The organism is Rhizobium sp. B230/85 (assembly GCF_019355735.1).
Classification (GTDB): domain Bacteria; phylum Pseudomonadota; class Alphaproteobacteria; order Rhizobiales; family Rhizobiaceae; genus Rhizobium; species Rhizobium rhododendri.
Map to the genome: position 1 here is coordinate 1,472,795 of NZ_CP072156.1, position 15,593 is coordinate 1,488,387.

Genomic DNA, 15,593 nt, shown 5'->3' on the forward strand with positions numbered 1-15,593 from the left:
GTTCAAGCGGAAACGACAGGATCCTCGGAAACATGCAGGCCGCATTCGCGCGTTTCGTCGTTTTCCCACCACCAGCGGCCGGCGCGTTCCGGCTCGCCTGGCTTGATGGCGCGGGTACAGGGCTCGCAGCCGATCGATGGGTAACCGCGTGCATGCAGCGGGTTGATCGGCACGGCATTGTCGACGACATAGGCGCGGATGCGATCGATATCCCAATCGGCGAGCGGGTTGATTTTCAGCAGGTGCCGTTCTGCATCGTACTCGGCAAACGGCGTATCCGACCGGTTGGCCGACTGGCCGCGTCGAAGGCCAGTGACCCAGATCGTCGCGCCGGCGAGCGCGCGGGCAAGCGGCAGCACCTTGCGCACGCCGCAGCAGGCATGCCGTGCCTCGACGCTCTCATAGAAACCATTGATCCCGTAGCGCGCCGCAAAGGCGTCGATGTCGGCTTGTTCGGGCTCGAAGCGTTGGATCGAAATGTCGTAGCGGCTTTCTGTCTCGTCGATGAGCGCCAGTGTTTCTGCAAACAGCCGGCCCGTCTGCAGCGTCGAGACGTCGATTGGAAAACGGTGCGTGCCGATCTCGGCGGTGATCACCTGATCCTCGATGCCGAGGCTGGTGGTGAAGACCGCGCGGCCGAGGCTGGCAGCCAGCGACAGTCGGCCGGCAAGGTCGAGACCTGCCAGCGCAGCGTTCAATGTTTCCGTATCTTCGATGGAATTGATGGCAGTCATCGGAAAACCTTGTCTGAAAGTGCACGCAGCATCGCAGACGATGACCGAAAAAGACAGGAATGGGATTTCTTAAACGCTTCGGTGTGAGCAAATATCTCTCACAACGGCCTACGCAGCGCAAAAGCAACCGCTTTTGCCGCAACCGGCGCCTCTCGGGCTGGCGCTGTCAGCAAGAACAGCGCTTATATCTACCAATCTAGTAGAGTTAATCGCCGGATGTCAAACTGATTTCTGCTGCAATCTTCAATTTTGTAGCCGTTTCGGCCGCACGCGTTCAATTCCGGTTCAGGCAACATGCGCCAAAAGGGGTGTTCACCAAGCAAAAGGCGCCACTGCGCCGTGGATGAATGGCATTGCAGATGATCACGCAGAAGGCAAAATACGCATTGAGGGCGCTGGCCATCCTGGCGCGTGCCGATCAAGGCGAGCCAATGCTGATCTCCGAGATCGCCGCACAGCAGAAGATCCCGAAGAAATTCCTCGAGCAGATCCTGCTGGAGCTGAAGCACCGTGACATCGTCGAAAGCCGGCGCGGCAAGCAGGGCGGCTATCTGTTGCTGAAACCTGCCGAAGAGATCACATTCGGTGAAATCCTCCGCATCATCGACGGTCCTATCGCCCCGCTGCCCTGTCTGTCGCTGACAGCCTATCGCCGCTGCAGCGATTGCGATGGCGAGCAGGGTTGCGAAATCCACCATGTCTTCGCCAAGGTCGCGGATGCCATGCGCAAGGTCCTGTTCAACACCACCATCGCCGACGCCATCCGCCGCCCGGAAAGCGCCACGGTCACAAGGCTGCTGGCCTGATCAGGCGGAACTTGCGTCGGTCCGCGCGGCATCCTTGTCATGCGTCCGTCGTGCGCGGATGGCGGCGGCGATGTAGACACGCGAAAGCCCGTGATAAAGCGGCTCCGGCGACAACATCCGTGACGTCACATAGCCCAGCATCGACACCGCCATGATCGGGATGACCGCCTGATGATCGCCGGTCATTTCGAGGATAATGACGAAGGCCGTCATCGGCGCCTGCACGACACCGGCAAAATAGCCCGCCATCCCGAGGATGGCGGCAAGCGCGATGCTGGTGCCCATGAGGTGCCCGACGGTGCTGCCAAAACCCGCGCCGACTGCGAGCGACGGCGCAAAGATCCCGCCCGGAATGCCTGAAATCATCGACAAAAAGCTTGCCAGCAGTTTTTCCACGAAGAACAGCAACGGCAGCGAATGCCCCTCGACAGCGCCGCGCGCCTGCTCGTATCCGGTACCAAACGTATTGCCCTTGGAGATGACGCCGATGACAGCCACCGCCAGCCCGCAGCCGCCGGCCATGATGAGCATGCGCAGGAGAGGTTGCGGCTGTGCCCAGCGGCGGATGCGCAGGCCAAAATGCAGGGCAAGGCCGCTGAAACCGGCACCGAGCGCGCCGCCGCCGATACCGCAGACCAGCACCAGGCCCCAATCGGCAAGGAAAGTCGGCGACGTCACCGCCGTGCCGAAATAGTTGTAGCTGCCGGAGAGCCCGAGAGCCGCAAGCCCGGCGAGGATCACCGCCGTCAGCACCAGCCCGTTGGCACGGGCCTCGTAGGTTCGGCTCATTTCCTCGATGGCAAAGACGATGCCGGCCAGCGGCGTGTTGAAGGCGGCCGCGATCCCGGCTGCGGAGCCCGCAAGGATCAGCCCGCGTGCCTGTGCCATGCCGCCGAACCGCGCCGCGGCCAGCATGATGGCGGCGCCGACCTGGACAGTCGGCCCCTCGCGACCGATCGAGGCGCCCGACAGCAGGCCGAGGATCGTCAGCAGGATTTTCCCTGCCGCCACCCGCAGCGACAGCAGCCGCACCCGGTCATCCTCCTGATGCAGGTGCCGCGCTGCAATCGCCTGCGGAATGCCGCTTCCCTGCGAATTCGGAAACAGCGTGATGGCAAGCCACGCCGACAGCACGAACCCGACCGGGGTGATGACGAGAGGCAGCAGAAACCCCCAGTCGCCGGAGGTCGTCACCGCACCGAAAAGCCGCTGCGCCATGTCAGCCGCCTTGGCAAAGCCGACACTGATCAGCCCGATGGCGACAGCCCCCGCCCAGAACACCAGCCGCGTCCGCCACGTCCCGTGCGACCCCCACACGGCACGGGAGCGGCGCAGGAACTTCGATTTTCGATAGGAGGAGGAGGGCATGGGAGCTCTGGACTGCTGAAAAACTGGCTGAGTTCGGGCAAATTGAGCCTCTGGGCGAAGACCCCCTTATCGACCCCGCTGGCGCGTCTTGCAAGTTGGAATCGGTCGGGGTCAGCGCGCGTTATTTGACAAGCGCCTGTTGCATTCTACAATGCATCGCAATTGCAACGCATGGAGCGGCTCATGAAAACGGCATCCCTTCCGTCACTGCGCGTCGATCCCGAACTACGCGCAGCGGCTGAGAGCGTCTTGAAGGACGGCGAGACGCTGTCGGCATTTGTCGAGGCTTCTATCCGGGCACAGATAGATTTCCGACGCACGCAGGCGCAGTTTATCGCACACGGCCTGGCATCGCTTGAAGATGCAAAGAAAACAGGAATTTATTTCAGTTCGAAGGAGGTTCTCGACGAATTGAAGGGAATGCTCGATGCCAGGTCTTCGGAAAAGCATTCCTTGTGACCTATGCGGTCAGGACGACGGCAAAGGCCCGGGAAGATATCAAACGTCTATACGCTTATCTGCTGCAGCGCGATGAACAAGCTGCCGTGCGGGCCTATGCGGCGATTGAAAAGGCCATGGTCATGCTGGAAACGTTTCCTTTCAGCTGCCGTCGAGCGTCTGGCGGCGATTCTCTCTTAAGGGAGCTTGTCGTACCCTTCGGCGCGGCCGGATATGTGCTTCTGTTCGAGATAGAGGACAGCCAGACAGTCACCGTCGCGGCCATCCGCCACCAGCGGGAAGAAGACTACCACTGAGCCCGCCGATCGATGCCCATGTTGCTTTGACGATCCAGCCCCCTGTCTCATGGAGCGGCCACAGCGACCGCTTTCTAAAATGCTGGTTTCTGAGCCTTGAGGCCAACGACCGCTCACCGAAGGGGCTTCAGTCTTTTCGTCGATCTCGATGATACCAGCAGAACTCGCACTTCATTGGTTAACGCGCTGCCAGACGATCTCTCACCGAAAGCGCCGGTCGATTGGCAGTGTGAAGGACCATGCTGTGGCCTTTTTGCGCGCGCCGCGTCTTAAAATTCTCCTGAGCAGGCGAATTGCTAAACCTGCAGGCGGTTTCGGGGGCGGGATTGGCGTTTCAGGCTCGGGATCGTTCGGGTCGCCGAAGCGCTCGATGTAGAGATCCGCATACAGGCTCGGGATGGGTGGCATGACGAAGGCTTCCCCCGGTTTGACACAGGACTTGATTGTCTTTGAATCGATTCAATTTCATGCATCTCTGTCGGCCTGTCAAGCCAAAGTTGAATCGATACAAACGGCGCGGTATGCTTCGCTTTCGGTGCAGGCAGGGGTAGGGCATGAAGGAAAAGAGCGCAAAACTTGCCGATGTGGCGCGGGTGGCGGAGGTCTCGCAGGGGACCGCCTCCAATGTCTTCAACCGTCCTGAGGTGGTGCGCGAACAGGTCCGCGAGCATGTCCTGAAGGTCGCTGCCGCGTTGGGCTACAGGGGGCCTGACGTAAAGGGCCGCTTGCTGCGAGCAGGGCGCGTCAATGCGATCGGCGTGGCAACGGTCGAGCCGCTGTCCTATTTTTTCGAAGATCCTTGGGCGCGAGCGATCATGACGGCGATTGGCGACGTCTGCGATGAGAGCGGAACCGGGATTGCGCTGGTGTCAGCGAAAAACCAGGAAAAGCTGGCCTGGAATGTCAACAGTGCCCTGGTCGACGGGTTTATCCTGCTCTGTGTCGAAGGTGGAGAAAGGTTGGTCGACCTGACACGCCGGCGGCAGTTGCCCTTCATCGCGCTGGCGCTTGGCGAGGACGACGCCTCGGTCCCGCGGATCGGCGTCGATAACAGGGCGGGCGCGGCTGCGGCTGCGCGGCATCTGGGCGAACTCGGCCACAGGAATGTCGCCATACTGGCCATCGGAAACCACGATGTTCCGCAGGGGCTGTTGCCGCGTTCGCGGATCGACGAGGTTTTGGGCGGCAGCATGCGGGAGCGGATGCGTGGCTACTGGCAAGGGATGGAGACGTTCGGTATCGGGCCCGACGATATGCCGGTCTTCGGCACGCTGAACGACCAGCCGACGGTCGAGGCTGCAATGACGGCGCTGTTCTCGATGCCTGCGCCGCCAACCGCCGTTTTGGCCATGTCCGACCACAGCGCCATGCTGGCGCTGCAGTGGCTCGCGGCTCGTGGCATCGCCGTGCCCGGCGAAGTGTCCGTGGTCGGCTTCGACGGCGTGCCGGAAGCGGCTCTGTCACAGCCCGCTTTGACGACCGTAGTCCAGCCGCTGCCGGAAATCGCGCGACGCGCGGTGGCGTCCATACTCGACGCCACCATGCCGGCGGATGGGGATGTCATGGCGGTCGAACTGGTCGTCCGCAAAAGCACAGCCGCGCCCGGGCGATAGGCCAAAGGCGCGGCCGTCGAGACAGGATTACCGGTCGCTGATGTCAGCGCGCGGGTTGGTCCAGGGTTGCTGGTTGGAGCGGGCGAGCGGCTGGCGGCCGAGGATGTGGTCGGCGGCTTTTTCGCCGGCCATGATCGATGGGCCGTTGAGGTTGCCGTATGTCAGCGACGGGAAGATCGACGAGTCCGCGACGCGCAGGCCGTCGACGCCGATGACGCGCGTTTCGGGGTCGACGACGGCCATCGGGTCGTCTTTCGATCCCATCTTGCAGGTGCCGCAGGGGTGATAGGCGCTTTCCAGGTGTTCGCGCAGGAAGGCGTCGATCTGCTCGTCTGTGGTCACCTCGGCGCCCGGCTGGATTTCAGGTCCCCGGTAGTGGTCGAAGGCCTTCTGGCCGAAAATCTCGCGCGTCAGCCGGACGCAGTGGCGGAATTTCTCCCAGTCTTCCGGATGGCTCATATAGTTGAAGCGGATCACCGGATCGGCCTTCGGGTCGGAGGAGCGCAGCGTCACGGCACCGCGGGACTTCGACAGGTTGTAGCCGACGTGGACCTGGAACCCGTGGCTCTTGGCGGCCGCCTTGCCGTCATAGCTGATGGCCACGGGCAGGAAATGATACTGGATGTCGGGCTGCTTGATGCCGGGCGCCGAGCGCAGGAAGGCGCAGGCCTCGAACTGGTTGGAGGTGCCAAGTCCCGAGCGGGTAAAAAGCCACTGCGCCCCCGCCACGCCCTGCCAGAACCATGGCAGCCAGGAATAGAGCGATACCGGTTTGGTCGAAACCTGCTGGAAATAGAACTCCATGTGATCCTGCAGGTTGGCGCCGACGCCCGGCCTGTCGACCTTTACCTCGATGCCCATCTCCTTCAGATGCGCTGCCGGCCCGATGCCCGACAGCATCAGCAGCTTTGGCGAATTGAACGAAGATGCAGCCACGATCACTTCCCGGTTGGCCTTGACAACCTCGATCTTGCCGCCGCGCTCGATCTCGACGCCGGTGGCACGGCCATTCTCGATGACGATCTTCCGGGCAAGGCAGCGGATCAGTGTGACGTTCGGCCGCTTCAGGGCAGGGCGCAGATAGGCATTGGCGGCCGACCAGCGGCGGCCCTTGTAGATGGTCTGCTCCATCAGCCCGAAACCTTCCTGCTTCGAGCCGTTATAGTCGTCGGTGGTCTCGAAACCTGCCTGCTTGCCGGCCTCCACGAAGGCGTGGAACAGGGGATTGGTGAAGCCGCCGCGCTGTACATGCAGCGGCCCGTCGGTGCCCCGCCAGCCCTCTTCGCCGCCATGGCTGTTTTCCATGCGCTTGAAGTAGGGCAGCACGTCGGCATAGGCCCAGCCCCGCGCGCCAAGCTCCTCCCAGCGGTTGAAGTCTTCGGAATGGCCGCGCACATACACCATGCCGTTGATCGACGAGGAGCCGCCGAGCACCTTTCCGCGCGGCGCGGTGATCCGCCGGTTCTTCAGGTGAGGCTCCGGCTCGGAGTGATATCCCCAGTTGTAGCGATCCATGCTCATCGGCCAGGCGAGCGCCGCCGGCATCTGGATGAACGGCCCGAAGTCCGTGCCTCCATATTCCAGCACGATCACCGAATGCCTGCTGTCTTCCGACAGCCGATAAGCCATGGCCGACCCTGCCGAACCGGACCCGATGATGACGAAATCTGCTTGCTGCATAGGGGCTCCAGACGTCTATGGAAAAGGGCGACAAATGTATCGCGATGCGCTATCATTGTTGAAGGCGGTATAGCTCAGGGCGATGGTGTCGGAATGAAGGACGTTGTCGTATCCCGACTTGCCGACAAAGCACTTATGCGCATGCAGCCAAAACGGCGGCTGGCGATTATTGAAAAAGTCAAAGCCTATGCGCGCGGAGAGATTGTCGACATCAAGAAGATGAAAGGCGGAAATCTCTACCGTATCAGGGTCGGACAGGATCGCGTCATCATCGACGACAAGGGTAGGATTGTCGTGGTCATCGATGCCGGTCCGCGGGGCAGTATCTACAAGGAGTGATCCACAATGGGCGATATCAAGAGGTTCGAAATCGACGGCAAACCCTATGTGCTGTTGAGTGAAGAGGATTATGAGGATCTCGTCGATGGACTGAGGGCGAATGCTGTCCTGGCCGGGATTTCTGCAGGAGAAGAAACCTGGCCCTTGGAGATCGTTGAGGCGCGTGCCAATGGCGGAAATGCCGTTCGTATCTTCCGAAACTATCGCCGCATGACTGTTACCGAACTTGCCACGGCCGCCGGAATTTCGCAGCCCTATCTCTCTGAGATCGAGGCAGGCAAAAAAACCGGCAGTGTCGATGTCCTGAAGCGTATCGCTAACGCCCTCAAGGTCGATCTCGACGATCTCGTCGTCAACGTGGCGGACTGATCCATCCATGGTCAATACGGCGCCTCGACCTTGCCCATGGCCACATACACCGTTTTCAGCTCGGAATAATGCTCCAGCGCTGCCAGTGAATTCTCGCGGCCGAAGCCGGATTGCTTGGAGCCGCCGAAGGGGATTTCGACCGGGCAAAGATTGTAGGTGTTGATCCACAACGTTCCGGCTTCAAGCCGGTCGACGATGCGATGGGCGCGGGTGATATCGGCGGTGAAGACGCCGCCGGAGAGGCCGAACTCGGTGCCGTTGGCCCGCGCGATGACCGCCTCTTCGTCATCGAAATCGAGCACGCACATGACAGGCCCGAAGATCTCTTCGCGGGCGATGGTCATGGTGTCGGTGACATCGGCAAACACCGTCGGCTGGATGTAATAGCCTTCACTGGCGACGTTGCTGGGGATGCCGCCGCCGGCAACCAGCGTGGCGCCCTCGGCCTTGCCTGCCGCGATATAGGCGAGCACTTTGTCGCGCTGGGCGAGCGACACCATCGGCCCGACCTGCGTCGCCTCGTCCATGGGATCGCCGATCACCATCGCCTCGGTGCGCGCCTTCAGGCGCTTCAGGAACTCGGCCTTGATCGCGGTATGGACGAAGACGCGGGTGCCGTTCGAGCAGACCTGGCCGGTCGAATAGAAGTTTCCGAGCATGGCGCCGCCGATGGCGCTGTCGATATCGGCATCGTCGAAGACGATCAGCGGCGATTTCCCGCCGAGTTCCATCGTCACATGCTTCAGGCTGCCGGCGGCCGCCGCTGCCACCTTGCGGCCCGTCGGCACCGAGCCGGTCAGCGACACCTTGGCGACATCGGGATGGTTGACCAGCAGCGGCCCGGTATCGCGGTCGCCCTGTATGACGTTGTAGAGGCCCTTCGGAAGCCCGGCTTCATGCAGGATTTCGGCGATCTTCAGCGCCCCCAGCGGCGTATTTTCCGATGGCTTGAAGACCATCGCATCGCCGCAGGCCAGCGCCGGCGCACCCTTCCAGCAGGCGATCTGCTGCGGGTAGTTCCACGCGCCGATGCCGACGCAGACGCCGAGCGGGACGCGCTTGGTGTAGGCGAAGTCGCCGCCGAGCGGGATGTAGCTGCCGTTCAGGCCGGCTGCGATGACGCCGCCGAAAAACTCGAAACTGTCGGCGCCCGAGGTCGGGTCGGCGACGATCGTCTCCTGGATCGGCTTGCCCGTATCCAGCGTCTCCAGTTCCGACAGTTCGCGATTGCGTTCCCGCATGATGTCGGCGGCGCGCTTTAGGATGCGACCGCGCGCCGTCGGGCTCATTGCCGCCCATTCCGGCTGGGCACGCTTGGCCGAGGCGATCGCCTTCTCGATGATGGCCGGCGTTGCCGCATGCAGCCGGGCGATGACTTCGCCGGTGGCCGGATAGAGGCTTTCGAACACCGCTCCCGCCGGATCCTCCACATATTCGCCATCGATGAAGTGCGAGGCTTTCGGTTGGGCTTTCATCTTATTCTCCGCGCGGATAGCGTTTGGATTCTTCGAGGGTATCGAGGTTCATGTGGTTGCGCATGTAGCGCTCCGAGGCCTTCTGCAGCGGCTGGTAGTCCCAGGGATAGTAGGAGCCGTTGCGCAGCGCCTCGTAGACGACCCAGCGTCGCGCCTGACTTTCGCGCACCGCGGCGTCGAAGGCGCCCATGTCCCAACGTTCCTCGCGCTTGCGCCGGAACAGGGCGACGACTTCGGCAAAGTCCGGATCGTCGGCGAGATTGGTGAGTTCCAGCGGGTCGGTGTCGAGGTCGTAGAGAAGATCAGGGTCGAGCATGCAGTGGATGTATTTCCACTTGCCCTCGCGAATGCAGACGAGCGGCGCGTAGGAGCCTTCCGCCGCATATTCCATCAGTACCGGCTCGGTGCGCTCGCCGCCATTGATGACAGGCCTCAGGCTCATGCCGTCTGTCCAGGGCATGATCTCCTCCATGGATATGCCGGCAAGGTCGGCCATGGTGGGAGTCACGTCGAGGTTGGAAGTCGGCGCCAGATGCAGCCCCGGGGTGACGCCGGGGCCGGCCATCATCAGCGGCACCCGTGAGGAGCCCTCGAAGAAGTTCATCTTGAACCAAAGCCCGCGCTCGCCGAGCATGTCCCCGTGGTCCGAACAGAACAGGATGAGCGTGTTGTCGAGCATCCGCGTGCGCGTCAAAGTGTCAATGAGCTCGCCGACCTTGTCGTCGAGATAGGAGATATTGGCGAAATAGGCCTGGCGGGAGCGGCGGATGTGCTCCTCCGTGACCTCGAAATTCTTATAGTCGCAGGAGTGGATGATGCGTTTCGAATGCGGGTCCTGCTGCTCGTCCGTCAGCATCCCGACTTCGGGCATCAGCTGGTCTGAGCCCTCGTAGAGATCCCAGTATTTCCGGCGCGCGACGTAGGGGTCGTGCGGATGGGTGAAGGACACCGTCAGGCACCACGGCCTGCGGCTCTGGTCGTCGTTCTCACGGCTGAGATGATAGAGTTTCTGGTTTGCCAGAAACGCCACCTCGTCGTCATATTCCATCTGGTTGGTGATCTCGGCGACGCCGGCACCGGTCACCGAGCCGAGATTGTGATACCACCAGTCGATGCGCTCGCCCGGCTTGCGGTAATCCGGCGTCCAGCCGAAATCGGCCGGATAGATATCCGTCGTCAGCCGCTCCTCAAAGCCGTGCAACTGGTCGGGCCCGACGAAATGCATCTTGCCGGACAGCGCCGTGTAGTAGCCGGCGCGGCGAAGGTGATGGGCGTAAGTCGGGATCGACGAGACATATTCGGCGGCATTGTCGTAGACACGGGTGCGGCTCGGTAACTGGCCGGCCATGAACGAGGCGCGGGCAGGGGCGCAGAGCGGCGACGAAGTGTAGTTGTTGGCAAAGCGTGCCGAGCGGGCTGCCAGTGCCTTGAGGTGCGGCGCATGCAGGAACTCCGCCGGACCATCCGGAAAGAACTTTCCGTTGAGCTGGTCGACCATGATGATCAGGATATTCGGCTTGGTCTCGGTCACGGCGTCGATCCTTTGCCAAGGGCGGTCAGATGAGTGTTGATGTAGTCTTCGGTCAGCGCAATAGAGGCTTCGATACCCGTCGGCACCGAGCGCAGACTTTGCCGGATATAAAGCCCGTCGATCATCGCAGCCGCGCCTTCGGCCATGCGTTCCGCGTCATCAGCAGTGCAAAGCGGCCGGAGGTTGGCGAGCAGGTTGGAGCGCAAGCGGCGCGCATAGATCACCAGGAAGCGCCGCGTTTCCTCGGAGCGCTGCGCCTCGGCATAGAAGGCCAGCCAGGCGGCAATTGTATCCGGGGCGAACTGGTTTGCCTGGAAACTGACGCGGATCATGGCCGACAGCTTTTCGCGCGGTCCTGCTGCCGCCTTGAGCGCCGTCACGGTGTCGTTGCGCAACTGGCTTAGAAGCGAGCGGATGGTTGCCTGCAGCAGGCGCTCCTTGCTGCCGAAATAATGATGGGCCAGTGCCGCCGAGACACCGGCTTCCCGGGCGATCTCGGACATGGTGACGCTTAGCGATCCGTGATCGCCGATCACCCTGAGGGCGGCGTTGACGAGCGCCTCGCGACGCACTGGCTCCATTCCGACTTTCGGCATCGTCGTCTCCTGATGACGATCATCGTATTTTTGATTGAGCCATCAATCAATAAAAATCGGAAGCCCGCGAATTGATTTCGATCAGTGTGCCCGGAAGGCTTTTTGCGCTAGGATGGGTTTCCGGACGTGGATTTCACGATACGTAAAAGTAACAGGAACGGGTGTCGTCATGGTCATGGGTTTGAACGAACTGCCGCACGCCTCCGCCCATGCCAAGTGGGGCTGGTTCGTGGCGCTGGGCGTCCTCTTGTTGCTGCTGAGCGGCATCGCCTTCGGCAACCTCTTCGTCGCCACCGTCGTCTCGGTCTACTACGTCGGGATGCTGATGCTGCTCGGCGGTATCGTCTATCTCATTCATGCCTTTCAGGTGCGGGGTTGGGAGCATAGCCTTCCATGGATCCTCAGCGGTCTGCTCTACACGCTGGCCGGCATCTTCGCCTTCATGAACCCGCTGCTGGCCTCGGCGGTCTTTACCCTGATGCTTGCAATAGCACTGGTCATTGCCGGCGTCCTGCGCATCTGGGTCGGCCGCAGGATGAAGCCGGCGAAGGGCTGGGGGTTCATTCTCCTCAGCGGCATCGTGACGATGGTGGCAGGCTTCGTGGTCGCGCTCGGCTGGCCCGTCAACAGCCTGTGGATCCTCGGCCTGTTCCTCGCCGTCGACCTGATGTTCCAGGGCTGGACGCTGATCGCCTTCGGGCTTGGCCTCAGGCGCTGATAGAAGAAATCGCCCGTTGGTTCCGCCTTTTGACAAGCTTGGCGCGCAGGCATAACGTGAAAGCGTGGCAGCACAGCGTGAGGCCCGTATCTCCCGCCGCAAGCCACCCTTGAGTGAACCCGAGTGAACCTTGAACGCAGGCATGATGCCTGCGCGGATCTGGCAGTTCTTCGGCCAGACACGGCAAAGAGAGGCAATGTCATGCCTATGGTCACTGTTTCCATCTCTCCAATGCAAGTCGCCGGCATCCGCGCCGCCGTCGACAACGGCAATTACGCATCCGGCAGCGAAGTCGTGCGCGAGGCGCTGCGCATGTGGGACGCGGCACGCAAGCGCGGCGATCTCTGCGATGCACACCATCTGGCGACGGGTTTGCCCGATGGAGCCGGCAGGGACGACAGGCGCGTCGCCGATATGCTGGCCGACTTCGACGCATCGGTTGCGGCCCACAATTGAAGCTGCTGCGTGAAGGCCAAAAAGCTAAACTATTCCTGTAGGTTGGTGCATGCCGGCCTGAACGCCGGGATAGGGCTTTTTGTCATCAAAACTTCACGAACCGGAAAGCTTTTATTGACGCCTGACAACCATCTTCAACCACAGCGACATCGCGTGGGGCAGTGGAGACGAGCATGTCTGGGAGTATGGTCAAGGAGGTGGCAGTGCGGCGCCATCCCTTCGATGCCGCCAGATGGACGCTCATAGAAACCGCCTTCCAGCCGATCGTCGATATCCGCACCGCTGCGGTCTTCGGTTATGAAGCGCTGATGCGCGGCCATGACCGGATCGGTTTTGCTGACCCCATCGCCGCTCTCGACGAGGCCGAGCGCACCGGCCAGTTGTTCGGGCTCGAACAGATGATGGAGCGGCTGGCGCTTGGCGCCTTCTCCAGTCTCCCGAACCGGGCCGAGGCGACGCTTTTCCTCAATCTTGACGCCCGGCTCATTCCGCAAGGCCTGCTGCTGGTCGAGGGTTTGCTGCAGCTTTTGAAGACGCGGTGCATTCCGCCGTCTTCCGTCTGCTTCGAGTTTTCCGAGCGCTTCGACAACAGTGCGTTTCCGGAGATCGCCGGCCTGATCGCCTACATGCGCAAGTCCGGTTTCAAGCTGGCTATCGACGATTTCGGCGTCGGTCATTCGGAAATGCGGCTGCTGTGCGACCAGGTGGTGGACTATATCAAGGTCGACCGGCATTTCGTCACCGGCGCCGATACCGCGATGCGCAAACGGCATTTCCTGAAAAGCGCCGTCTCCATGGCTCACATGCTGGGCGCCCGCGTCATCGCCGAAGGCATCGAGACCGAAGGCGAACTGGCGGTTTGCCGGGATCTCGGCGTCGATATGGCCCAGGGCTGGCTTATCGCCCGGCCGATGGCCGATGTCAGCCAGTGGCATCCGCGCCTGTCGCATTTTCCCGATCACAAATCGACCGCCACGCCCCTGCAGTCGCTCGACGACATCCTCATCCGCAAGCAGATCGAGGTTCTGCCGACCGTGTTCGAAAACGAGCCGATCGATACGGTGTTCGAACTCTTCCGTCGCAATCCGCGACAGGCTTATTTCCCGGTGCTGAATGCCAACAACGAGCCGCGCGGCATCATCCACGAATACAGCCTGAAGGCCTATATCTATCAGCCTTTCGGCCGGGATCTGCTGAAGAACAAGGCCTATGAGCGGACCATTTCGCATTTCATGGAGCCAGCGCCCGTCGTCAGCATCAATTCGACCGTCGATGACCTGATGGGGATCTTCGCCGATGTCGACGATGCTACCTGCCTCGTCGTCATCGAGGACCTGCGCTATGCCGGCGTCGTCTCCGCCGCATCGCTGGTCAAGGCGATGACCGAAAAGCAGTTGAAGACGGCGCAGGACCAGAACCCGCTGACCGGCCTGCCGGGCAACCATGCGATCCGCGATTTCATGCGCATGACGGCCGGCGGCACGGTCGATGCCATCCGCTATTTCTGCTATTGCGACTTCGATGCCTTCAAGCCGTTCAACGATGCATACGGTTTCCACATCGGCGATCATGCCATCTCGCTGTTTGCAGCCCTGATGCGCCGCCATTTCCTGCTGGGCACTCATTTCCTTGGCCATGTCGGCGGCGATGACTTTTTCATTGGCGTCATCGGGGGCAGCCGCGAGGAACTGACCGAGACGCTCGACCGGCTGCGCGCCGACTTCAGCAACGATGTCGCCGCACTTTATCCGTCCGACGACCGGGAGCGTGGCTATATCACCGGCCATGACCGCAGCGGCGCGGAAACGATATTCTCGCTGATGCGCTGCTCGATCGGCGTCGTCGAATTGCCGGAAGGCACGGTTATCGACGACATCGGCAATGTGAGCAAGCGCATCGCCGGCCTGAAGACCAAGGCCAAGGAAAGCGCCAGCGGTCTGGTTTTCGAACAACTCTGCGAGACCAATTGACGCCCCACGACGTCGCGCCTTTTATTTCCGCTCCCGCTGACCTATGTGCGTCTCTCCCTGATGTCATGGAGAGCCAGATGCCTTTGCCAACTGATATGCGCTGCGTCGACCTGCCGTCCTTCGGCGCCCCCGAGGTGATGACCATTGTCCGCAAGCCGCTGCCGGTGCTGAAGCCCGGCGAGGTTCTCGTGCGGGTCGAGGCAATAGGCGTCAACCGCCCCGATGTCGCCCAGCGTCAGGGAAACTATCCGGCCCCGAAGGATGCAAGCCCGATCCTCGGTCTTGAAGTGTCCGGCGAGGTCGTCGATGTCGCACCCGGCGTCACCGAATTTGCCATCGGCAACAAGATCTGCGGGCTCGCCAATGGCGGCGCCTATGCCGAATACTGTGCCGTTCCCGCCTCCCAGGCGCTGCGCTTCCCGAACGGCTACGACGCAGTTCGCGCTGCGGCGCTGCCGGAAAACTACTTCACCGTCTGGGCTAATCTCTTCCAGATGGCGGGGCTGACCGAGGGCGAGAGCGTCCTCATACACGGTGGCTCCAGCGGCATCGGCACCACGGCAATCCAGCTTGCCTGCGCTTTCGGCGCCGAGGTCTTCACCACGGCCGGCTCCAAGGATAAATGCGACGCCTGCGTCAGGATCGGCGCCAAGCGGGCGATCAACTACCGCGACGAGGATTTCGTCCAGGTCATCAAGGCGGAGACAGAAAGCGGCGTCGACATCGTTCTCGACATGGTCGGTGCGGCCTATCTGGAAAAGAACCTTGCTGCCCTTGCCAAGGACGGGTGTCTGTCGATCATCGCCTTCCTCAGCGGCTCAATCGCCGAGAAGGTCAACCTGGCGCCGATCATGGTCAAGCGCCTGACGGTCACGGGCTCGACGATGCGGCCGCGCACGGCGGAAGAAAAGCGCGCTATCCGCGACGATCTCCTGTCGCAGGTCTGGCCGCTGCTGGATGCCGGCACCATCGCCCCGCTGATCCACCACACATTTGCCTTCGAGGATGTCGTCGAAGCCCACAAGATGATGGAAACCAGCAGCCACATCGGCAAGATCATGCTCCGCATGGAATGAGCGGACGCATCGGCCTCTTGTGAGCCGGGGGCAGCGCGAACGTTGGCGCGATGACGGTTGGCAAGCGTCGCCCCAAACGCTATCACCGCTCGACCCCACCAGCATCG

16 protein-coding genes are annotated in these 15,593 nt (G+C 61.8%); 10 read left to right on the top strand and 6 right to left on the bottom strand.

The features are described from left to right. Positions 1–2: 2 nt before the first annotated feature. A complete protein-coding gene (locus J5289_RS07005) occupies positions 3–734 on the bottom strand; it encodes a phosphoadenylyl-sulfate reductase (RefSeq protein ID WP_209183145.1) in 732 nt (243 codons plus the stop codon). Between the two features lie 359 nt (positions 735–1,093). Between J5289_RS07005 and J5289_RS07010 the strand changes: the two genes are divergently transcribed. Next, positions 1,094–1,540, top strand: a complete 447-nt coding sequence (locus tag J5289_RS07010; RefSeq protein ID WP_142824480.1) for an Rrf2 family transcriptional regulator — start codon at positions 1,094–1,096, stop codon at positions 1,538–1,540. Here the strand turns inward: J5289_RS07010 and J5289_RS07015 are convergent, their stop codons facing one another. After that, the gene (locus tag J5289_RS07015; protein ID WP_209206632.1) at positions 1,541–2,908 is read right to left on the bottom strand and encodes a chloride channel protein; all 1,368 of its coding nucleotides are present in this window, start codon (positions 2,906–2,908) and stop codon (positions 1,541–1,543) included. Between the two features lie 183 nt (positions 2,909–3,091). Here J5289_RS07015 and J5289_RS07020 point away from each other — a divergent pair, with 183 nt between their 5' ends. The 3 genes from J5289_RS07020 to J5289_RS07030 all read left to right on the top strand — a co-directional run bounded on the left by J5289_RS07020 (position 3,092) and on the right by J5289_RS07030 (position 5,276). After that, a complete protein-coding gene (locus J5289_RS07020; RefSeq protein WP_209183147.1) occupies positions 3,092–3,367 on the top strand; it encodes a YlcI/YnfO family protein in 276 nt (91 codons plus the stop codon). Continuing rightward, positions 3,364–3,663, top strand: a complete 300-nt coding sequence (locus J5289_RS07025) for a type II toxin-antitoxin system RelE/ParE family toxin (protein ID WP_209183148.1) — start codon at positions 3,364–3,366, stop codon at positions 3,661–3,663. Before J5289_RS07020 ends, J5289_RS07025 begins: the two co-directional genes overlap by 4 nt. Positions 3,664–4,217: 554 nt before the next feature. After that, positions 4,218–5,276: a LacI family DNA-binding transcriptional regulator gene (locus J5289_RS07030; RefSeq protein ID WP_209183149.1), complete on the top strand. Its 1,059-nt coding sequence runs from the start codon at positions 4,218–4,220 to the stop codon at positions 5,274–5,276. Between the two features lie 27 nt (positions 5,277–5,303). Here J5289_RS07030 and betA read toward each other — a convergent pair whose 3' ends face one another. Then, positions 5,304–6,956: a choline dehydrogenase gene (betA, locus tag J5289_RS07035; protein ID WP_209206631.1), complete on the bottom strand. Its 1,653-nt coding sequence runs from the start codon at positions 6,954–6,956 to the stop codon at positions 5,304–5,306. Positions 6,957–7,049: 93 nt separating this feature from the next. Here betA and J5289_RS07040 point away from each other — a divergent pair, with 93 nt between their 5' ends. Together J5289_RS07040 and J5289_RS07045 are read left to right on the top strand one after the other, a co-directional pair. After that, complete coding sequence (locus tag J5289_RS07040) at positions 7,050–7,295, top strand: type II toxin-antitoxin system RelE/ParE family toxin (RefSeq protein ID WP_209183151.1); 246 nt, start codon at positions 7,050–7,052, stop codon at positions 7,293–7,295. A 6-nt stretch (positions 7,296–7,301) separates the two neighbouring features. Continuing rightward, complete coding sequence (locus J5289_RS07045; RefSeq protein ID WP_209187356.1) at positions 7,302–7,664, top strand: helix-turn-helix domain-containing protein; 363 nt, start codon at positions 7,302–7,304, stop codon at positions 7,662–7,664. A gap of 11 nt (positions 7,665–7,675) precedes the next feature. Here the strand turns inward: J5289_RS07045 and betB are convergent, their stop codons facing one another. Genes betB through betI form a run of 3 tightly spaced genes read right to left on the bottom strand, consistent with a single transcriptional unit; the run spans position 7,676 to position 11,266 of the window. Next, positions 7,676–9,139: a betaine-aldehyde dehydrogenase gene (betB, locus tag J5289_RS07050; protein ID WP_209206629.1), complete on the bottom strand. Its 1,464-nt coding sequence runs from the start codon at positions 9,137–9,139 to the stop codon at positions 7,676–7,678. Between the two features lies 1 nt (position 9,140). Further along, the gene (gene betC / locus J5289_RS07055; protein WP_209183154.1) at positions 9,141–10,670 is read right to left on the bottom strand and encodes a choline-sulfatase; all 1,530 of its coding nucleotides are present in this window, start codon (positions 10,668–10,670) and stop codon (positions 9,141–9,143) included. Continuing rightward, the gene (gene betI, locus J5289_RS07060; RefSeq protein ID WP_209183155.1) at positions 10,667–11,266 is read right to left on the bottom strand and encodes a transcriptional regulator BetI; all 600 of its coding nucleotides are present in this window, start codon (positions 11,264–11,266) and stop codon (positions 10,667–10,669) included. The genes betC and betI overlap by 4 nt, the downstream gene beginning before the upstream one ends. A gap of 169 nt (positions 11,267–11,435) precedes the next feature. Between betI and J5289_RS07065 the strand changes: the two genes are divergently transcribed. The 4 genes from J5289_RS07065 (at position 11,436) to J5289_RS07080 (ending at position 15,486) form a co-directional block, all read left to right on the top strand. After that, complete coding sequence (locus tag J5289_RS07065; protein ID WP_209183156.1) at positions 11,436–11,984, top strand: HdeD family acid-resistance protein; 549 nt, start codon at positions 11,436–11,438, stop codon at positions 11,982–11,984. A 201-nt stretch (positions 11,985–12,185) separates the two neighbouring features. Beyond that, positions 12,186–12,440 (top strand): type II toxin-antitoxin system ParD family antitoxin, encoded by a 255-nt coding sequence (locus J5289_RS07070; RefSeq protein ID WP_209183157.1) that lies wholly within the window; start codon positions 12,186–12,188, stop codon positions 12,438–12,440. A gap of 185 nt (positions 12,441–12,625) precedes the next feature. Further along, positions 12,626–14,410, top strand: a complete 1,785-nt coding sequence (locus tag J5289_RS07075; protein WP_247749048.1) for a GGDEF domain-containing protein — start codon at positions 12,626–12,628, stop codon at positions 14,408–14,410. Positions 14,411–14,487: 77 nt separating this feature from the next. Beyond that, positions 14,488–15,486, top strand: a complete 999-nt coding sequence (locus J5289_RS07080) for an NAD(P)H-quinone oxidoreductase (RefSeq protein WP_209183159.1) — start codon at positions 14,488–14,490, stop codon at positions 15,484–15,486. Positions 15,487–15,593 lie beyond the last annotated feature (107 nt).